At 42.5% G+C, this 19077-nt stretch carries 16 protein-coding genes and 1 tRNA gene; 11 read left to right on the top strand and 6 right to left on the bottom strand.

Annotated elements, in window-relative coordinates:
* Positions 1-100 precede the first annotated feature (100 nt).
* The 4 genes from KI659_RS15630 to KI659_RS15615 all read left to right on the top strand — a co-directional run bounded on the left by KI659_RS15630 (position 101) and on the right by KI659_RS15615 (position 1914).
* Positions 101-523, top strand: a complete 423-nt coding sequence (locus KI659_RS15630; protein ID WP_213946307.1) for a hypothetical protein — start codon at positions 101-103, stop codon at positions 521-523.
* Between the two features lie 54 nt (positions 524-577).
* The gene (locus KI659_RS15625; RefSeq protein ID WP_213946306.1) at positions 578-886 is read left to right on the top strand and encodes a hypothetical protein; all 309 of its coding nucleotides are present in this window, start codon (positions 578-580) and stop codon (positions 884-886) included.
* An 81-nt stretch (positions 887-967) separates the two neighbouring features.
* Entirely contained in the window at positions 968-1531 is a 564-nt protein-coding gene (locus KI659_RS15620; protein ID WP_213946305.1) for a hypothetical protein, read from the top strand.
* Between the two features lie 131 nt (positions 1532-1662).
* Positions 1663-1914, top strand: a complete 252-nt coding sequence (locus tag KI659_RS15615) for a YtxH domain-containing protein (protein WP_213946304.1) — start codon at positions 1663-1665, stop codon at positions 1912-1914.
* 205 nt (positions 1915-2119) lie between these two features.
* Here the strand turns inward: KI659_RS15615 and KI659_RS15610 are convergent, their stop codons facing one another.
* Positions 2120-3460, bottom strand: coding sequence for an amidohydrolase family protein (locus KI659_RS15610; protein ID WP_213946303.1), 1341 nt, complete (start codon positions 3458-3460; stop codon positions 2120-2122).
* 128 nt (positions 3461-3588) lie between these two features.
* Here KI659_RS15610 and KI659_RS15605 point away from each other — a divergent pair.
* Positions 3589-3662: transfer RNA gene (locus KI659_RS15605), tRNA-Pro, on the top strand.
* Positions 3663-3700: 38 nt separating this feature from the next.
* Here KI659_RS15605 and KI659_RS15600 read toward each other — a convergent pair.
* On the bottom strand, positions 3701-4420 hold the full coding sequence (locus tag KI659_RS15600; protein ID WP_213946302.1) for a copper homeostasis protein CutC: 720 nt from the start codon (positions 4418-4420) through the stop codon (positions 3701-3703).
* Positions 4417-5400 carry an isoaspartyl peptidase/L-asparaginase family protein gene (locus KI659_RS15595; RefSeq protein ID WP_213946301.1) on the bottom strand — a complete coding sequence of 328 codons (984 nt, stop codon included), beginning with the start codon at positions 5398-5400 and terminating at the stop codon, positions 4417-4419. Before KI659_RS15595 ends, KI659_RS15600 begins: the two co-directional genes overlap by 4 nt.
* A gap of 309 nt (positions 5401-5709) precedes the next feature.
* Between KI659_RS15595 and KI659_RS15590 the strand changes: the two genes are divergently transcribed.
* The 6 genes from KI659_RS15590 to ligD all read left to right on the top strand — a co-directional run bounded on the left by KI659_RS15590 (position 5710) and on the right by ligD (position 15046).
* On the top strand, positions 5710-8679 hold the full coding sequence (locus tag KI659_RS15590) for an L-type lectin family protein (RefSeq protein ID WP_213946300.1): 2970 nt from the start codon (positions 5710-5712) through the stop codon (positions 8677-8679).
* A gap of 22 nt (positions 8680-8701) precedes the next feature.
* Positions 8702-9535 carry a hypothetical protein gene (locus KI659_RS15585; protein WP_213946299.1) on the top strand — a complete coding sequence of 278 codons (834 nt, stop codon included), beginning with the start codon at positions 8702-8704 and terminating at the stop codon, positions 9533-9535.
* 25 nt (positions 9536-9560) lie between these two features.
* The gene (locus KI659_RS15580; protein WP_213946298.1) at positions 9561-10658 is read left to right on the top strand and encodes a PKD domain-containing protein; all 1098 of its coding nucleotides are present in this window, start codon (positions 9561-9563) and stop codon (positions 10656-10658) included.
* A gap of 8 nt (positions 10659-10666) precedes the next feature.
* Entirely contained in the window at positions 10667-11689 is a 1023-nt protein-coding gene (locus tag KI659_RS15575; protein ID WP_213946297.1) for a PorP/SprF family type IX secretion system membrane protein, read from the top strand.
* Between the two features lie 168 nt (positions 11690-11857).
* On the top strand, positions 11858-12637 hold the full coding sequence (gene ku, locus KI659_RS15570) for a non-homologous end joining protein Ku (RefSeq protein WP_213946296.1): 780 nt from the start codon (positions 11858-11860) through the stop codon (positions 12635-12637).
* Between the two features lie 3 nt (positions 12638-12640).
* Positions 12641-15046: a DNA ligase D gene (ligD, locus tag KI659_RS15565; protein WP_213946295.1), complete on the top strand. Its 2406-nt coding sequence runs from the start codon at positions 12641-12643 to the stop codon at positions 15044-15046.
* Between the two features lie 33 nt (positions 15047-15079).
* Here the strand turns inward: ligD and KI659_RS15560 are convergent, their stop codons facing one another.
* The 3 genes from KI659_RS15560 to KI659_RS15550 all read right to left on the bottom strand — a co-directional run bounded on the left by KI659_RS15560 (position 15080) and on the right by KI659_RS15550 (position 19072).
* On the bottom strand, positions 15080-16294 hold the full coding sequence (locus KI659_RS15560) for a PQQ-dependent sugar dehydrogenase (protein WP_213946294.1): 1215 nt from the start codon (positions 16292-16294) through the stop codon (positions 15080-15082).
* Between the two features lie 83 nt (positions 16295-16377).
* A complete protein-coding gene (locus KI659_RS15555; protein WP_213946293.1) occupies positions 16378-18123 on the bottom strand; it encodes an alpha-amylase family glycosyl hydrolase in 1746 nt (581 codons plus the stop codon).
* 43 nt (positions 18124-18166) lie between these two features.
* Positions 18167-19072 (bottom strand): DUF5996 family protein, encoded by a 906-nt coding sequence (locus KI659_RS15550; protein WP_213946292.1) that lies wholly within the window; start codon positions 19070-19072, stop codon positions 18167-18169.
* Between the last annotated feature and the right edge of the window lie 5 nt (positions 19073-19077).

Raw genomic sequence — 19077 nt, 5'->3', positions numbered from 1 at the left:
ACTATAAAAAATTATAAAAATAAACTTATGGCATAGGATTTGGGTACTTGGTAACCTGAAGATCAAAATTGATCAATTGAAAAACTAACCACTTAATGCCATGAAAAAGTTATTGTATTTAGCAGGAATTCCAATAGCCCTTATGATGGGGGCTTGCGACAATTCTCCCAATACCGGTGACAGAACCAACGATGCGGATGGCAGAGCTGTTTTAGAGGATACCTCTAGAAGAACAGATGTAGACCATAACCGAACAAACTTGGACAGAGAGCCTAATAGGGGAGGGGAAACAACTCCAGGGACTCACCGTGAAATGGATAGACAAGATGTAGACAGAGCCAATGTGCCTCAGAATATCCAGAGTAGGGTAGATAATGATGCCAACCTTCAAAACAGGGAGATGACAAGAACCCAAAGATATACTAGGGATGGTATCACGTATTATGAAATGACCTTTAGAGACCAAGGCGGTCAAGAAAGTACCGTAACATATGATCAGGACGGTAACAGAACTGATCAGTAATTATTAAAATAGAAAATTTTCAATTTAATTAATAACCATAAACCACAATTTATCATGAAAAAGTTAATGTTAATTTGCGCTTTAGGAACATTTGGTCTTGCATCTGTAAATGCTGCTACTGTTCCAGTATTGAATTCAACTGAAATCTATCAGGAAACCACTAGAGTAGCTCCTGAAAATCTACCGCAACCTGTAAAGGATGCCATTGATAATGATATGGAAGATAAGGACGCAAGAATTGTATCTGCCAATCAGAGAACCAAAGATGGTCAAATGATGTATGAAGTTACCTTCCAAAAAGAAGATAAAACTTGGACTAAAAAATATGATGCACAAGGAAATAAAGTAGATGACGATAAGTAATCAATTTCCTTCATTATAACAACTAAAAAGTGCCAGACCCCTGTGTCTGGCATTTTTTTCTTCCACTAAACCGCAGAACCAATGGATCACAATCATGACAAAAGGGTTTCTGAAAAGAAATCTGATCGAAAAAACTTGCTTGTGGGCATGTTTAAAAATAGAGACGACGCCGAATTGGCCTTTGATGATCTTAATCAATTGGGCTATACAAATGAGGAAATCAATCTTCTGATGTCAGAAGAAACCAGAACCAGGTATTATAACAATAAAGACAAATCAAAATATGACACCGAATTGGGGAATAAAGCCGCAGAAGGAGCGGGCACTGGCACCCTTGTGGGTGGGGCTTTGGGCGCTATTGCAGGTGCGGTGGCTGCCATAGGGACTACCTTGCTCATTCCGGGGATCGGAGTGGTGATAGCTGGGCCTATAGTCGCTGGACTGGCGGGAGCAGGCGCTGGAAGTATTGCAGGCGGCTTGATTGGAGCGCTTGTGGGATTAGGGATTCCGGAGGATAAGGCCACACTGTATGAAAAGGGTATCAAAGAGGGGAATATTGTAATTGGCGTATATCCTCGAAATGATGAGGAAAGAAAAATCATCGTTAATAAATGGAAAAATCGTAATGTTTTAGACATTCACTAAACATTTTTCCTTCAAATTGATTCTATTATGAATGGTATAATAATTGCGACTTTTTGATTAGTAATTTACTACCATTTCTAAAATCAGATGTATAATCTCTTTTATCTATTACTTTAACCAATAAATAAACTATGAGCGCAGGAAAAGTATTGTTAGGAATAGCCGCTGGTGTGGCGGTAGGTATACAGATTGGAATTCTTATTGCCCCAGAAGAAGGCAAAAAGACCAGAAAGAAACTATCCAAGAAAGGAGAAGACTATCTTGATGATTTGAGTTCCCGATTTAACCATATAATCGATGACATCAATAGTCAAGTTTCTCGTGTAAATAAAGATATCAAAGAGTTAGCCGATAAAGGCNAGAAGACTATCTTGATGATTTGAGTTCCCGATTTAACCATATAATCGATGACATCAATAGTCAAGTTTCTCGTGTAAATAAAGATATCAAAGAGTTAGCCGATAAAGGCAAATCATTGTCCGAGGATCTAGCCAAGGAAGCTAAAAAAAAAGGGAGTGAATTGAATAATGATGCCAAATCGGCATTAAAAAAGTCTGTATGATATAAGAGGGGCCTAAGCCCCTTTTTTTATTTGTTTTTTTCTTCAATTCGATCCAATTCGGATTGAATTCTTTCCCGGTCAATGTAATTTCCGCCAACGAATAACCCTTCAAGTTCCTCAAGGGTTTCCAATTTTTCAAGAGGGTTATCTCTTACTATCAAGAAATCAGCATCTTTCCCAACCACAATCTCTCCAAAAGTATCCTGATTAAAATATTGGGCTACATTCTTTGAACCGCTTTTTAATATGTCGACAGCTTTCATTCCAGCGTTTTTCATGGACTTAATTTCTCTATGGGTGGCAAAGCCAGGGACATTAAAGACTTGCGGGGAGTCTGAACTTAAAAGTATCAGGACATCTGCCTCATATAATTCCATGAGAATTTGATCTCTGAGGGATAAAAAGGGTTTTACTTTCTCCTCGGCTAAGATACCATCATCTTCAAGCCTTTGTTTTTGCTCTGCCCACTTCACAATTTGGTCCTTAGGTAGGTATTTTATCTCTGCTCTTTCCTTTAATTCACTTGCCGGTAAATACCCAAAAAAATGTTCAAAAAGGGTCATTGTTGGTGCCACAGCTACATTATTTTCTCTTGTCAGCTTCACCAATTCCGGAAGTTTAGAAAGGTCGGCATCCTGGGAAAAATTCATGCTAAATGGCCCTGCTTTCTCGGAATTTTTATAATCCTCATGGGGAAGCATGGCTTCCAGATAACCATCCAGATGCTCTACTGAATGAAATCCATTTAAAATTACATTTTCCAAACCTACGTCAAGCGGGACATGGCCACCTATCATAATATTTTTCTCCTTGGCTGTTTCTGCGATTGCTATGAATTTTTCCATACTTAATCCAGGGTGGATTTTTAAATGATCATACCCAGCCTCAGCCTGCTCATGTACTAATTGCCGGCCATGTTGGGGAGATTCTACGCTGTTTCCATTCAGGGATGGGCCGGCCGCAAATATTCTAGGACCCATCATTTGGCCACTTTTGATCCTTTCCTTTAACTCCAAATGACTCGGATGCCCTATCATGCCTCTAATTGTGGTCACCCCATTGGCCAGGTATAACCACATGACATCCTCCAAAAAGGAAAAATCCCCGTTCTCCGCATTGGGTATGTGGGAGTGCATTTCCGCCAAGCCCGGCAAAACATATTTCCCAGCTCCTTCGATTATAGAATCAGCTTCTACTTCCAGGTTAGATCCGATAGATTGAATTTTCCCGTTTTCTACCAAGATGGACTGGTTGGATAGAATTGGATTTTCAGCGCTTAAAGTGACAATATTGACATTTTTTACTAAAAATGATTGAGCAGGTGAGGTGAAAGGGAGTAAAAGTATGATTAACAGTAATTGTCTCATGGTGAACTGGATAGGTGATTAGCTAATTTACGGAAAAAACAAATTGAAAAAAACAGGTAAAAAACTGTGATATTATAAACTGGTAAATTTTTTGAATTGGATCATTTTTCTTAAAATTGCCAATCGATCGGGGTGTAGCGCAGCCTGGTAGCGTACTTGCATGGGGTGCAAGGGGTCGCTGGTTCGAATCCAGTCACTCCGACAATGAAAAAAGCTGACAGTTTGGTCAGCTTTTTTAGTTTATACGCTTTTGAACTTAAGTACAATTTCTTCATCAATATCGAGTATCCCTTCACTTGATGAAATTTTCAAAAGATGATTGTGGTAGTGTTCGGGACTTAACGAAACCTTTTTGCAACTGGCATGTATTTCTTTAAAATGCTCAACTTTTTTAAAGGTTTCCAGATGACTGGGCTTGCTTCCACCTCCCGGCATGATAATGATCCGGTCGCCAGCTATTTTCATCCATTTGAGTAGGTTTTCCATACCATCGGTCACCGTGTCAAAGCCTCCAGATGAGAGGATCCTGGTAAAGCCCAAAGAAATGATCTCTTCCAGTGCCTTGTCATGGTTGGCCATGTTGTCAAACGCCCGATGAAAGGTGCAGGGCTTTTTGGTTGCCTTTATTAAACTTTTATTTGATATTAAATCCACCCCACCTTGAGGAGTTTGAACACCAAATACAAACCCATCCGCTCCTTCTTGATCAAATAGTTTGATATCCTCTATCATTGCAGCGATTTCCCGTTCTGAATAGACAAAATCACCCCCTCGAGGCCTGATCATGACAAAAATAGGAATCTGTATGAGGGATTGTAAAACCCTAAATACTCCAATACTTGGCGTGGTGCCTCCCTCTGCAAAGTCGGCGCAGAGCTCCAAGCGGTCAACTCCAGCCGAGGCGGCTTTTAACCCAGTGTGTAAAGAAAAGACCGGCGCTTCAAGTAGGTAGGTTCTCATTTGAATTTGCTTTTGGAGTCAATCAAAATGTTTTCTCCTTTGGTATGCCTGGCAAAGTTGAAACCGGGATGGACGGAATAGGCACCATATTCCCCGTCTTTATTCATGGCTATAAAACCCGCCTGTATATCCTCAATATTCTTGTTTTTGGCTATCAATCTTTTCACAGCCTCCTCACAGGCTTTCTGCGGTTCCCAGCCCTGCCGCATAAGCTCTACGATAAGAAAACTTCCGCAGATCCTGATGATAGACTCGCCCAGACCGGTAGCGGTAGCTGCTCCTACTTCCTCATCCACAAACAAGCCCGCACCAATGATGGGGCTGTCACCGACTCGCCCGTGCATTTTGAAAGCTAAGCCACTGGTAGTGCATGAGCCGGCAAGTTTTCCTGAGGTATCCATTCCTATCATACCAATGGTGTCGTGGTTTTCAATGTTGATAATGGGTTTGTATTCGGATTTCTGTTTCCACTCTTTATAGGCTTTTTCCGCTTCTGGGCTTAATTTTTCCGGCAGAACTTCCAGTCCCTGCTCGATTGCAAACTGCCTGGCACCCTCCCCGCTGAGCATGACATGGGGTGTTTCCTCCATCACTTTTCTGGCTAGGGATATGGGGTGCTTTACTTGTCTTACAAATGAAACCGTCCCACATCCGCCATCACCTCTCATAATAGCTGCATCCAGTGTTACGATTCCTTCCCGGTCCGGTAAACCTTGAAGCCCCACAGTGAGGTTGCTCAGATCCGATTCGGTCACCATCACACCTTGCTCTACAGCACTTACTATATCACCGCTGCTTTCGAGTACTTCCCAGGCTTTTTCATTGGCGGCTAGTCCATGGTTCCAAGTGGAGAGGATCAGGGGAGCTTCTGTGGAGTTGCGTTTTTTAAATAGATCCGGCTGGCTGCCAACAACTCCGAGGGGAATTATAGCCGCGGAAGATAGAATGGATCGTTTGAGGAATTTTCGTCTTGTGGGCATCTTCATTAATAATTAAAGTCGAGTATAAGGAATGTAAGCGCAAGTTTCAAAATATTTTGTATGGAAGGTGTTAATCCTATACAGATAAATTGAAACTAACCCGATGATAATAAAATGATTGACCTAGATAAATATTTATATGTATGTTTTGTTAATTGAATTTTTAATGCTTTAATTTCAAAACAAACACAAATTTTAAGTACATCATATAAGTGTTTGTTAATTACAAAAAATTATATTCTAAATCAGGCATTGCATTTTCGTTATGAGAAAGGGCAATTAATTGTATTTATAATTTAGATCGGTTGAATGGGAAAAGTTTACTTTAGGGAATTAATTTTCATTTTTGCGCTGCTTACCTTGGCATTTAATGCTTTAGGGCAGAGCGGATTTCCCTATTGTGAACCGTTTACCACAACTCAAACCCGAGCAGCAACAGTAACTGGTGGGGCTGCAAAATTAACTGCGCCAAACCCGGATAGTGCTGGAAATGGCGTCTTGCAACTGACGCCAGCTTCTGGAAATCAGAGTGGGTTTGCTTATATAGATATACCCTTCTCCTCAATGTATGGTATCAAAACCTCTTTTGAGTTTTTTATGTACGGAGGAAATGGTGCGGATGGTATGACTTTTTTCCTTTTTGATGCAAATGTGTCAACTTTTCATACTGGAGGGTATGGTGGTTCTCTGGGATATGCTCCAAATGGAACTGCCTCGGGACTTTCTGAAGGCTACATTGGAATCGGTCTTGATGTTTATGGGAATTACGGAAATACCATAGAGGGTAAGACTGGTGGGTTTGCAAGTGGAAGTACCAGATATCCTAATAGCGTTGTGATTCGGGGGCCCAAGTCGGATAATTACAAGTTTATCAAGGGAAGTCGAACAAATAATGATGGCACTGGAAGTATTCCGAATAATCAAAGATTTCCCCTTTCTTCAGGGGGCTCGGGAACCAATAGAATAACCTCCCCCGACCAAAATGGATATAGAAAAGCATATTTTGACCTTCAACCCAATCCCAGTGGTGTTGGATATTTGATTAATCTATCTATAGAGGTTACCCATGATTCGCAAAACCGAATCGTAGAAATTTTTAAAAATGAACCCTATCCCTATGCTGCTCCGCAAAATTTAAAATTAGGTTTCGCGGCTTCTACAGGAGGTAGTAATAACAACCATGAAATCCGAAATGTGATTGTTGAGGTTTCAGATGATTCTGATCTTCAAAACCCTGTTGCCAAAGACAAGTCTGTCCAAGCCTGTGATGGTTTGGAAAACGTTTTTGAGATAAAGGCGATTGAGGATGTTGATCTTCTAAATGATCCTGATAATAATTTTATCAGGTGTCTGCAACTGGCTGAGACAGCTCAGGAGCTAATTCCTGGAGAAATGGATATTTGTTCTGACGAACAATGTGATCCTGAAAAGCAATCTCTTCAAACCACACACGGGCTGTTTGAGTCTGATTCAGAAGGAGGCATTATTAAATTTATTCCAAAGCCAGATTTTGTTGGCGAGGAAGTAACAGTTTATTATACCGTAACAGACAATTTTGGGAAAACTTCCGAACCCAAGGCAATTCAGGTTAAAATCAACCCTACACCAGAGGCAATTATTTCAACAGAAGATGAGACCACATTTTATTTAGGAGATCAAGCTTTATTGATTGCAAATGAAGGAGATAATTACTTCTATCAGTGGTATAAAGATGGTGAAGTATTAAGTAATCAAACCAATTCCCAACTTGAAGCCCTTTCAACAGGGGAATATCACGTGACAGTCAAAAATGAATTTGGCTGTGAAGTTAAGTCCAATGTTATTTCTATCACGACCAATATTCCTCCCGATATTGAGATAGACTTGATCAATAGAGAACCAGAAATATGTCAAGAAGAAGGAAAAGCCACCTTTGTAATTAAAGACTTTTTAGAATCGGCCTATTATAAGGTGGTTCGCTCAAATGGTAATATTGTCCGTGATTGGACTTTGTTAGCAGGTGAGGATTTGGAAATAGAGGGTTTGAGTTATGGCGATTACAAATTGTTGGTGTATGATAGATTGAGACCAATTGAGGAACCAATATCACTGGACTTTTCTATTGAGGATCTTCGGGATATTACTGTTGATTTGATGTTTGAAAATATTCAATGCCATGATGGTACCTCTGGAAAAATAAGATTTGATTTATCCAATGTTACGCCTCCCAGAAGTATTGGAGCCCGATTTAAAAGAGTTGGAGGTGAATTTTCAGATGGAAAAATTATTTCATCGGGGAACAATGAGATATCCGATTATCTCGAATTTTCTAATAATAATATCAATTTTCCAGCAGGTAAATATGTGGTTGAAGTATTCCGTCATAGTAATGGGAATAATAAAATTAGTTGTGCAGTTGAATTCAATATAGATATTCATCCCCCTTCAGAACCTCTCACCGCCACCGTCATCCAAGAATTAGACGTCTGTCCAGTAAACCACGTCACCGTACTCCCAGAAGGCGGCTGGGGGGAGTACACATATAAATGGAGCAACGGTGCAACTACCCAAACCGTGTCCGCTCTTACACCGGGGACTTATTCAGTCACTGTGACCGATAAAGAGGGTTGCGAGGTGACCGTCGATAATATAATTGTCCCTGAAAATGACGCTGTGTCTATTGAACCAGGTTTTGTACAACCTACCTGCGGGGCATCGGATGGGGCCATAAATATTACTTCTTCCAATCTTGACTATAACCGACATGAGCTTGTGTGGCGCAAGGATGATCCTCTTAACGGGGAGATCATTGACGGTGATGCAACCGGGATCACCAATGTGGAAGCAGGAAAATACTACCTGATCCTCACTGAGTTTGTCAATGGCAACTGTGACGAGTTTGTGAAAGAATTTGACCTGAAAAGCCAGCCGACTCCTATTGAAATAGATTTTGACGACCAGGAAATTTGCGAAGGTGAAACGGTGAGTTTTTCACCATCCATCACCTCCAGTTCTTCAGATTATCAATTCAACTGGTACCGTGACAGCACCAAACAGCAGCCTATATCCAATGGGGATCTTGGCCCTGAGGTAGTCTATAACTTTCTACCTGATGGCACCCTTGAAATCGAAGGCCTGCATTTCTCCGAATCAAGCTACGAATACTTCGTGGATGTATCGGGTGTGGACGTTTGCGAATCCCTGCCGGATGAAATGACCAAAATCTCAATTCATGTAAAACCCAAGCCACAGGCGCCCCTGGTGCAGATCAACGGTGGCTATCCCAGAAATATAAATTAAGAAACAATTAAAAGTACCTATTATGAAAAAGCAATTTTACTTATTAATCGGAATACTGATTTTATTGGTAAACCAGTCTTATGGACAATACCCATTAAATTTTACTCATCCTCAAACTGGTAATACCATTACTAGTTTCAATTCATTTGATGCGGCTGGATATGGAGCGGAAAATGACCTAGAGGGGATAGTCCAAAACTTATTTTGTTATGAAGAAGGGGCGAAAGTAGCCTTAAGTGTAGATGGTGTTTACGAAAGGTTTGAGTGGTATTTGATGGGCAAAGTGGATGAAGATCAAGTTTTGCTTGAGGGTGAAACAGAGGCTTCAATTACCTATGACTTTACAAGATCAGGTTACCATAGGTTTAGAGTATATGGATTTAATGGTAGCGGGGATGATGCGTGTTACGAAATTACTGATATAGCAGTCTATGTAGCTCCTGAAATTATACTTGAAGTCGATGAAGAGGATGATGATTTTTGTGAGAATGATTCAGAGCAAATTTCCAATTACAATGAAAAAGAATTAACTGTTTCTGCTTCTTATGAAGAAACACACATGCAAGATGATTTTAATCTTGTATATAAATTCTATTTAACAACCAATGAAGGAGAAGCGATTCTGCTTCAGGAAGGGAGCACCAATACTTATGTTTTGGGTTCGTCAGACAATGACCTTGATTTTACGGAAAGATTGCTAGAACAAGGGGATTATAAATATACTGTTAGGGTAAGTTACGATTTTGAGGATGAAGAAGCTCTTTGTGAGAAAGAAGAGACCTTACTAACTCTAGTAATTAATCCAATTCCAGAGAAGCCAGTAATTGAAATCACTGGAGGCTTAGGTAGAAATTAATAACTCCTAACTTCCCTTGAGCAAAATGCTTTCATACTCCCCTTCGATCAAAGGAATGGCCTTGGCCTTCCTTATCGGAGGGGGTATGTCATTTTCTCAAGTGTATGCTGATAAGAAAGAGGCCCAAAGGGTCAGGCTCTGCGAGGGGGAAACCATTGAACTCACCGCTTCGGGCAAAAATGCCTCCGCCTTCCAATGGCTCAAGGATGGGGTCCCCATTTCTGCTGAGGGGCCATTCATCGAAATCACCGAAAATGGTGTCTATGAAGTGATGACCATCAACGAACAGGAGTGCTCATCGGAAGTTTCCGATGCCGTAATCATCGATTTTCTGCCACCGCCAAACCTGCGAGTCCTCCAACCTGCAGTGCTCTGCGAAGGGGGAAGTATTGATTTTACCGCCTCCATTGAAGGCTATGATCCTGAGGTGTTTGAATACACCGTGGAAATGCCTTCCGGTAAAAAGCTGCGGCTTCAGGATGTACCCGAAGTAAATGAAGGAGGCGTCTATCAAATTCAAGCCAACTACAAGGATTTGGTTTGCGCTTCCACCAAGCAAAAGGTCATGGTAGAGGTTTCCGATGATCCGGTGCACGCCATGTTTGATTACAAAATCAACGGGCTTGGACAAAAAGGTGAAGTCCTAGCCAACGATGAGGTGGTTTTTGAAAGCCACTCCTTGGGGGACAATTTGAGCTACCATTGGGATTTTGGAAACGGTAGAACCAGCAAACTCCAAAATCCTCCTTTCAAATTCGATGCGAAAGGGCAGTACTTGGTAACACTCACGGTCACCAATGCCTATGGCTGTACTTCGACAATGGAAATGCCAATTGAGGTCAATGAGTCGTATCTGATCATGATTCCATCAGGGTTTACGCCATTGGATAAAGAAAACCAGAACTTCAAGCCTAAAATGCGTGGAATATCATCTTACGAAATGCTGATCTTCAACACCTGGGGCGATTTGCTCTACGAGATGACCAGCATGGAAGATCCGGGATGGGATGGCAAAGTAAACGGGAAACTGGGGCCAAATGGCAACTATGTGTATAAGGGTACATTCACGACTGTGGATGGCAAGCAAGTAACGAGATCGGGAGTATTTACATTAATACGATAAGGTAGGAAATGAGAAAGTTATGGTGTGTAGTCTTTTTGCTTATTAGCATCCAATCATTTGGACAGGATGTGCAGTATTCGCAGTTCTATGCTGCGCCGATGTACATGAACCCAGCTTTTGCCGGTTCGGCCGAGCTCACTAGGGTGGGGTTGAATTACCGAAACCAATGGCCTGGGCTTGACCATACTTTCAATTCCTATTCCGCTTACATCGATCATTACATGTTTGATATCAATAGTGGTATCGGCCTGCAGTTCAACGGCTCGCAAGAGAGCATGTCCTCGCTGAGCACCATGGAAGTCGGCCTGGTTTATTCTTACAGGCTCCAACTTGGTTTTAACAATTTTCTGAGATTTGGTGGACAGGTCAGTTATGTCTCCAGGGATGCTTACTTTGGGGATGTGATCCTGGGTACACAGATGGACATAGCTCGGGGCATCATCACAGACCGATACGATGGACAGTTGATGGTGGATAGTAGGAGGCAGTTTGCCGATTTCAGCTTTGGAATGCTTTATAACAATGAGCATGTTTGGCTCGGAATGTCAGGGCACCATCTGAATGAACCCAATATGTCTTTTCTGGATGACCAGATCAGTGTGCTGCCCATGAAACTTTCCGCCCATGGTGGGGTGAAAATCGGTTTGCCTGATGGAGGGTACAATAGCTATCTTAGCCACAGCAGACAAGAAAGGGCTTTGCTTTTTGCATTCAACTTTAGGCATCAGCAACCATTTAACCAACTGGAGGTGGGGTCTCAACTCTTATTGGAGCCGATCACGGTGGGTTTGTGGTACAGGGGATTGCCAGTTAAATATAGTTTGCCAAACAATGAGGCCATCATTGCTTCATTCGGGTTCACCTTTGACTCTGGGTTGGATATAGGGTATAGCTTTGATTTTAATACTTCCAGGCTCGGTCTCCGCAATTCCGGAGGTGCCCACGAGGTTTCTGTGAGGTATTCCTTCCTTTACGGAAATGCCAAAGACAGAAATCGGAAGAGCACTATTTTGCCATGTTTCAAATTCTAATAGTTTAAATGATTAGCCGAAATATTGCTAAGTGAGTCTTGGTTCCGGTCTCCCTTTTCCGATTTCCGGTCTTCCGTCCCCTAGCTACGGAAAATTAAATAGGTACTAAAATTGCACTTTTAAAACCTCCTGAACTTCAGGAGGTTTTTTTGTTATAACCACAACACTATGAGATCAATTTGGAACGGAACGGTGAGTTTTGGATTAGTATCCATCCCCGTAAAGCTTTACAGTGCCACAGAAGACCGCAAATTGGATTTGGACATGCTCGACAGTGCCGATAATGCCCGCATCCGCTATAAACGCGTCAATGAAACCACGGGGGAAGAAGTGGCTTGGAAGGATATTGTCAAGGGCTTCAAAAATGATGACGGAAACTATATCGTGCTTACAGATGAGGATTTTGAGCAGGCCAATGTTAAGAAAAACCGCACCATTGAAATCGAGTCCTTTATCGAAGCTTCCGATGTAGCCGATGTGCTATTCAAAAAACCGTATTATTTGGAGCCCCAAAAAGAGGGAGGAAAGTCATATAACTTACTGCGCGATGCACTGAAGAAAACCAAAAAGCTTGGTGTGGCCACATTTGTGATGCGGCAAAAAGAGAATTTATGTCTGATCGGTGTATATGAAAATGCCCTTGTTCTGCACGTGATACGTTTTTCAGATGAAATCAGGAAGCCTTCCGACCTAAAATTGCCCAATACCAAGGTAACCAAAAAAGAAGTTGATATGGCATTGAGTTTAATTGAAAATTATACAGAGAAGTTTGATTTCGACAAATTCAAAGATGTGTACAATGATCAACTGATGAAGATCATTAAAAGTAAAAAATCCGGCAAGAAAACAAAGGCCACCAAATACGAAAGCAAACCCACTCCGGCTAAGGATCTTATGGCCCAACTGAAGGCCAGTTTGGACAAAAAGAAATCAAAAAAAGCCTCCTGATAAATGAGTCTTTCGGCATATTATAAAAAAAGAAACTTTGAAAACACCCCAGAACCTAAAGGGGGAAAGGCTAGTGGTGAACAGTTAAGGTTTGTGATCCAGCGCCATGAAGCCACTCGCCTGCATTATGATTTGAGGCTCGAAATGGATGGGGTGCTAAAGAGCTGGGCAGTTCCCAAGGGGCCCTCGCTTTACCCAGATGATAAAAGGTTAGCCATTCACACAGAGGACCACCCGTTGGATTACTTGTTTTTTGAAGGAGACATTCCCAAGGGAAATTATGGGGCTGGAAGGATGAGGATTTGGGATTTTGGCACCTATGAATCTTCGGAGGGTGGGGCTGAAAAGAACTTAATCGAAGGATATAAAAGCGGCAATCTTAAAATCACCCTTACTGGGCAAAAGGTTAATGGGGCTTTTGCTTTGGTCAGGACAAAGGGAGGAAAGGAGGAAAACCACTGGCTATTGATCAAAAAGAAAGATGAATTTTCCAGTGACTCCAAGTATGACGCGGAAGATTTTCAAGATCAAATTTCTAATTATGGTGAAGAAAGAGGCTTTTTTAAACCCATGTTGGCCACCAAAACGGATAAAATTTTTAAACGGGCCGGCTGGATATATGAACTCAAATGGGATGGGTATCGCGCGATTGCAGATATTAAAAACGGGAGGGTTAACCTGTATTCCCGAAATGGCATTTCCTTCAACTCTAAATTCTCTCTAATCCACAGAAGCCTTGGCCAAATTGAGCATGATGCCATCCTAGACGGAGAAATTGTAGCCCTCGATGAAAACGGCCTTCCCATTTTTCAGGCCCTTCAAAACTACCCTGCTGAAAAGGAGGGGGAGCTCAGGTTTTATGTGTTCGACATGCTTAGCCTCAATGGCCATGATATGACTGGACTGCCTTTACTTGATCGGAAAAGTTTGATTCAAGACGTCATTGAGGGAATTGACCATATATATTACTGCGACCATTTGGAAGACATGGGGAGCGTGTTTTATGAAAAAGCCATTAAAATGGGCATAGAGGGGGTGATTGCCAAAAAAGCCGATTCTAAATATTACCCAGGAGCAAGGTCAGAATTCTGGCTTAAAATAAAGGCCTCGGAAAGCCAAGAAGCAATTATTTGCGGATTTGTGAAAATCAAGGGTGGGGGAGGTTTAGGCTCCCTGATTTTGGGAATGTACAAAGAAAAAGAGTTGGTTTACATTGGCAATTGCGGTACAGGTTTTAGCGAAGCAGAAAGCCGGGAATTACTGGATTTGTTTGAGCCTTTAAAGAGAGAGGGGTCGCCTTTTTCAGGAAAAATCAGCCTGAAAGGCAGGAAAGCCAACTGGCTTGAGCCGAAGCTGATTTGTGAAGTTGGGTTTTCTGAGTGGACCAGATCAGGTAGCTTGAGACATCCTGTTTACAAAGGCCTCCGAAGTGACAAAGCTCCAAAGGAAATCACCAAAGAAACTGAAATTAAGTTGAAAAAAGGTAAAGGTAAGCCAGCCGAAGAGTCGAAGGGCAATTTGGAGATAGATGGGGTGAATGTGCCGATTACCAATTTGGAGAAAATTTATTGGCCGGATGAAGGGTATAGCAAATATGACCTGATCGATTATTACATGCATGTTTCGGATTTCATGCTTCCGTATTTAATTGATCGGCCCCAGAATATGCACCGGCACCCCAATGGAATCAAGGGTGAAAGCTTCTACCAGAAGGATACGGCCGGTATTTTTCCCCATTGGATTGAAACTGTTAAGGTGCATAGTAAGTCCAAGGATGATTATATTGAGTATATGCTCTGCCAGAATGAGGCGACTTTGATTTACATGGCCAATTTGGGCTGTATAGAGATCAACCCGTGGCTCTCCAAAATGAGTGATTTGGATCAGCCTGATATGGTGGTCATTGATTTGGATCCCAGTGATAAGAATACCTTTCAACAAGTAATAGAGGTTGCCCAGGCTACCAAGGAAGTACTGGATCAGGGGAAAGCGAAAGGCTTTTGCAAAACTTCCGGGTCAAGTGGGCTTCATATATACATACCACTTGCAGATGGGTACAGTTATGATGATGCCAGGGACTTTACCAAGTTGCTGTGCTACCATGTTCATGAGTTGGTGCCCAAGCTTACCAGTATGGAAAGAGCAGTAAAGAAACGTACCGATAAAATCTACCTGGATTTCATGCAAAACAGAAAAGGACAAACCTTGGCTGCTCCTTACTGTGTAAGACCTGTGCCCGGAGCCAGGGTTTCAGCCCCGCTCAATTGGGAAGAGGTAAAGCCTGGATTGAAAAAAGAAGATTTTACCATTAAAACCATGCCCCAGCGATTAGAAAAGATGGGCGATCTATTCAGAGGTGTGTTGACTGAAAAAAATGAAATAGAGTTGATTTTGGATAATTTGGGATAAAAAAAGGCCGGGAAGAAACCCGGCCTTATATTCTTATTCAATAATTTCTAGTTTATATACTCCACTGTCCTCTTCATCTGTAATCACATAAAGGTTTCCATCAGGGCCTTGCTTTACGGCTCTAATTCTTCCGATTTTGTCTTCCAGCATTTTCTCATCATGGGTCACTTCACCATTTTCAATCACCAATCTGTAAATTGCTTTTTGCTTCAATGAACCTGAAAATAGATGGCCATTCCAACCCTGAAACTCACCGGTATAGAAAGTTAATCCCGAAGGAGCCATGTTGTCTTCCCAGATATGGGCAGGCTTCTCTACGCCTGGAGCCTCTCTACCAATACCGATTTTCTCATCTGTATCGTATTCGGTTCCATAGGAGACCTGAGGCCATCCGTAATTTTTGCCTTTCTCCACTTTGTATAAAAGGTCTCCTCCATTTGGTCCGTGATCTGACGCCCAAATCTCCCCAGTTGTAGGATGGATTACCATCCCCTGATTATTTCTGTGGCCAAAACTGAAGATCTCAGGACGAAGGTTGCCTGGCTCCTTATTAACAAAAGGGTTGTCCTCCGCCGCACCTCCATCTTCTTTCAGCCTAATTATTGATCCCGCCGGATCAGTCAAATCTTGAGAAGGATATCGTATTCCACGGTCCCCTATGGAAAATAAAACCGTTCCATCTCCCGGAAATATAATCCTTGAACCATAGTGTCTTCCTGGCTCCGTTCGCGGGGATTGTACATATAATACCTCATATTCACTGATATCTGTTCCGTCATCAGTCAGCTTGGCTCTGGCCAAAGCGGTACCAGTGGCATAATCCTCATCACCGCTGAAATTGGAGTCATCATCTCCTGGGCTGGAATAAGTAAAGTAAATCCAGCCATTGTTTTGATAGTCAGGATGTACGGCCACATCTAAAAGCCCACCTTGATTTCCTCCCTCATCGGGTGTTTTATCATCCTCAAATAGATCAATCTCGGGAAGGTTTCTGAACCTATGGATGTTTTCTCCATCTATTATATGAAATCTCCCCGGACGCTCAGTGATCAACATTCGGCCATCGGGTAACCAATCTATTCCCCAGGCGTTTTCAAGACCATCCACTACTTTGGTGATTTTTATATTGGCCTCTTCGGTTTCTATTTTTTCCTCGATCACCTCATCGGTCACACTTTGGGCCATCAGAGGTTGCCCAAACAGCAATCCAGCTCCTCCGAGCAGGCAAAGTTTTGAAATTGAATTCATGTTGTTAGTGGTTTAAATTGCTTGATAAAAATGTTGTGTTCCTTCAAAAGAACTTACTGTTTAAAATTTTGTTTGGATTAACCTCATTCTCTGTACATAATAATTGCAGAATAAGGGGGTAATATGATGGAATGGGAGGAGTTACCTTCCTCATCCTGATGAACTTCCAATTTGGTGGGACCTAAATTTCCAAATTCCTCATCGTAGATTTTGCTGTCACTGTTGAAAATCGTGACCCAATCTCCCTCCCCCGGGAAAGGAAGCCAATAATCTTCGTGGGTATCTTGGGAAAAGTTTATGATAACATAAACTGCTTCATCGGCATTATCCGCCCACCTTTTATAAGTTACAACCCTGGTCTCGGCATGGGCGTGGAGAATCTCGATATGCTGGCCGCTCAAGGCATGGCTTTTATGCTCCTTGTTGAGCCTCAAGGAAATCAGGTCTTGATAAAGCTTGAATATTCCTTTTCTCTGTTCAAGTCTGTCCCAGTTGATAAAGTCTTTTTCGTCAAACGCCCCTGCTTTTAAAAATTCCTGACCCTGAAAGATCATTGGAATGCCAGGAGCTGTCATGGTCAAAACTGCTCCAAGAGCTGATTTTTTCTTGGCTATCCAAGAGTCAGCCTGCCCAGGAGACGCCTCTTCCGGCAATCTCTGGTCTTCGATCGCCACCGCATCGTGGGATTCTGAAAACACAATCCGCTCAAACGCATTGTGCTTGTATCTGAATTCCAGCGCCTCAATCACCTGGTCCATATGCCATTGCGCATCATCGGCTAAAGAAGGCTTGATATGCTCTACAAAAATCGAGTTCCACTGGGCATCAAACCCTGCACCGCCCTCCTCGGTTTTTTCGGTCAGAGTGCCATTTCCTCTTACATCCTCCGCTATCAAGATTACCTTTGGTTTTACCTTCCGACTTTCCTCATTGGCCCATTGCATAAGCGACCAGCCGTCGGCAAGATCCTGGTCCTTGAGGTGCTCTTCGCCCTTGCAGTTCCTTATCAGAGCCGTGCCATCCCACCTAAGCCCATCCACCCCGATTTCATTTAGCCAAAACATCACATTGTCAAAAATGAATTTTCGGACTTCCGGTCTTCCAAAATCCGGGCGGGTGTGACCCCAAGGCGTTTCACCTCGATCGTCGTTGTAGAAGAAGATTCCGCCTCCCTCGCCTTCATACCAGCCATCAAATCTCCACAAATCCAGATCCGTGGGCCCCCAATGGTTGTAGACCACATCTAGCACCACAGCTATGCCCCGAGTATGGGCCTCGTCAATGAGTTTGCGGAATTCTTTTCGACCTCCGTAGCTGGTTTCCACGGCAAATAGATGGGAGGGATTATACCCCCAGCTAAAGCTTCCGGCAAATTCATGGACAGGCATTACTTTGATAATGTTGACACCCAGCTCTTGCAGATAGTCCAGCTTTTCTATTACATCAGCAAATGTTCCTGGACCTTCCTCAGAGGTCTTATAAAATGTACCCACGTGCAGCTCATAAATGATTGCTTGGTGAAGGGGCGGGGGATCAAAATGACCGATAGGAGGCAAGGGGGTGCAAATAACACTGTTGCCCATGGAGTGGGTGACTTCCTTGGCATAAGGGTCTATCCTTGAAAACTCCTGGTCTCCCTTGTTAAGCAAATAGCGGTATTCCTGTCCTTCTTGGGCATTGCGGATACTGCCCTGCCAGATACCATGATCATCTTTTTCTAAAGGCTCACCTGGTTTCCAATCATTGAAATCCCCAATTACGTGAACGGACTGGGCATGGGGTGCCCATAATTTGAAAAAGCAGCCTTCCTCATGAAGGCTAGCTCCCATTGGGAAATTGTTTTCCATTGGAAATTATAGATGTAGGGTTGTTTTAAAAAGATTCTGTTTCCCATCCAGCGGAAGTTATCCCAGCCTGATAGGCACTGTGTAAAAACTCCTTGAGCGTTTTTTCCGGGTCCGGCTTGTTGATCAAGTCCTGATAATTGAGTAGTGCCATCGGACTTCCGTTGTTATCTATCCACTTTGCCTCTGCAGGTTTTATGGGGTAGCTATCCAATCCTTCAGGACTTGGCCAAGTGTAGGAGTAAAAAGCAGGTTCACGGTGGTTTTTATCCCCTGCCCAAAAACCAAAGGAAATGTTTTCATGAGAATAAGCCTCCCTATCTGAAGTGCGCGACATCATGCTGTTATCTGCTTTTTTGCCTGAAAACCGCGTGACCACCAAGTCCAAGGAGTGCCAGAATAAATGCACAGGGGAAGATTTGCCTTTATACTTGCATTCGAAATCCTTGAAAATATTGTCTACCCACAGCAGGACTCTGTAATATTTTTGGACATAATTGGCATCATAATGATAATGCTTGGTTAGGCTTGTAAACTCGCCTTCTACGCCCATGTCATAGGGGTAGGGGTTTTTGAGATTTACCGAGATATTCAGCTGCTGAAGGTTATCCAATAGCAAAGAGTAAAATTTGGACACAGTAAGTCCATACATGATCTCAAATTTCCTTACACCCCCATTGCTGGAATTAATCTGGACGAGATGCTTGAGAAGGTCAAACTCTATGGTGAAATTTCCCTGGCCGTTTTGATAAGGTATGGGGCCGGTGGTTAAGCCTTTGGAGGAAACCCGAAAAGTAATGTTCCACCAATGGTTTTTGGGAGGCATCAGTGCCAGTTTTATTTTACCAACAATCTGAAGGAATAAATGTAAGGTGATTTTGCTTTTTTCCCACTCTTCCAAGGGGAGCTGGGGCAGTTTCTGATTTGACTTCACAGATA

Origin of the sequence: Litoribacter ruber (genome assembly GCF_018449405.1) — a bacterium.
Lineage (GTDB): Bacteria > Bacteroidota > Bacteroidia > Cytophagales > Cyclobacteriaceae > Litoribacter > Litoribacter ruber.
Note: the sequence above shows the minus strand (reverse complement) of the source record. Positions and strands in the feature narration are given on the sequence as shown.

Coding starts and splice junctions, on each gene's coding strand:
- KI659_RS15590 (WP_213946300.1), top strand. CDS start 5,710: ATGGGAAAAGTTTACTTTAGGGAATTAATTTTCATTTTTGCGCTGCTT.
- KI659_RS15575 (WP_213946297.1), top strand. CDS start 10,667: ATGAGAAAGTTATGGTGTGTAGTCTTTTTGCTTATTAGCATCCAATCA.
- KI659_RS15625 (WP_213946306.1), top strand. CDS start 578: ATGAAAAAGTTAATGTTAATTTGCGCTTTAGGAACATTTGGTCTTGCA.
- KI659_RS15630 (WP_213946307.1), top strand. CDS start 101: ATGAAAAAGTTATTGTATTTAGCAGGAATTCCAATAGCCCTTATGATG.
- KI659_RS15620 (WP_213946305.1), top strand. CDS start 968: ATGGATCACAATCATGACAAAAGGGTTTCTGAAAAGAAATCTGATCGA.
- ligD (WP_213946295.1), top strand. CDS start 12,641: ATGAGTCTTTCGGCATATTATAAAAAAAGAAACTTTGAAAACACCCCA.
- KI659_RS15600 (WP_213946302.1), bottom strand. CDS start 4,420: ATGAGAACCTACCTACTTGAAGCGCCGGTCTTTTCTTTACACACTGGG.
- KI659_RS15595 (WP_213946301.1), bottom strand. CDS start 5,400: ATGCCCACAAGACGAAAATTCCTCAAACGATCCATTCTATCTTCCGCG.
- KI659_RS15585 (WP_213946299.1), top strand. CDS start 8,702: ATGAAAAAGCAATTTTACTTATTAATCGGAATACTGATTTTATTGGTA.
- KI659_RS15610 (WP_213946303.1), bottom strand. CDS start 3,460: ATGAGACAATTACTGTTAATCATACTTTTACTCCCTTTCACCTCACCT.
- KI659_RS15555 (WP_213946293.1), bottom strand. CDS start 18,123: ATGGGAGCTAGCCTTCATGAGGAAGGCTGCTTTTTCAAATTATGGGCA.
- KI659_RS15560 (WP_213946294.1), bottom strand. CDS start 16,294: ATGAATTCAATTTCAAAACTTTGCCTGCTCGGAGGAGCTGGATTGCTG.
- ku (WP_213946296.1), top strand. CDS start 11,858: ATGAGATCAATTTGGAACGGAACGGTGAGTTTTGGATTAGTATCCATC.
- KI659_RS15580 (WP_213946298.1), top strand. CDS start 9,561: ATGCTTTCATACTCCCCTTCGATCAAAGGAATGGCCTTGGCCTTCCTT.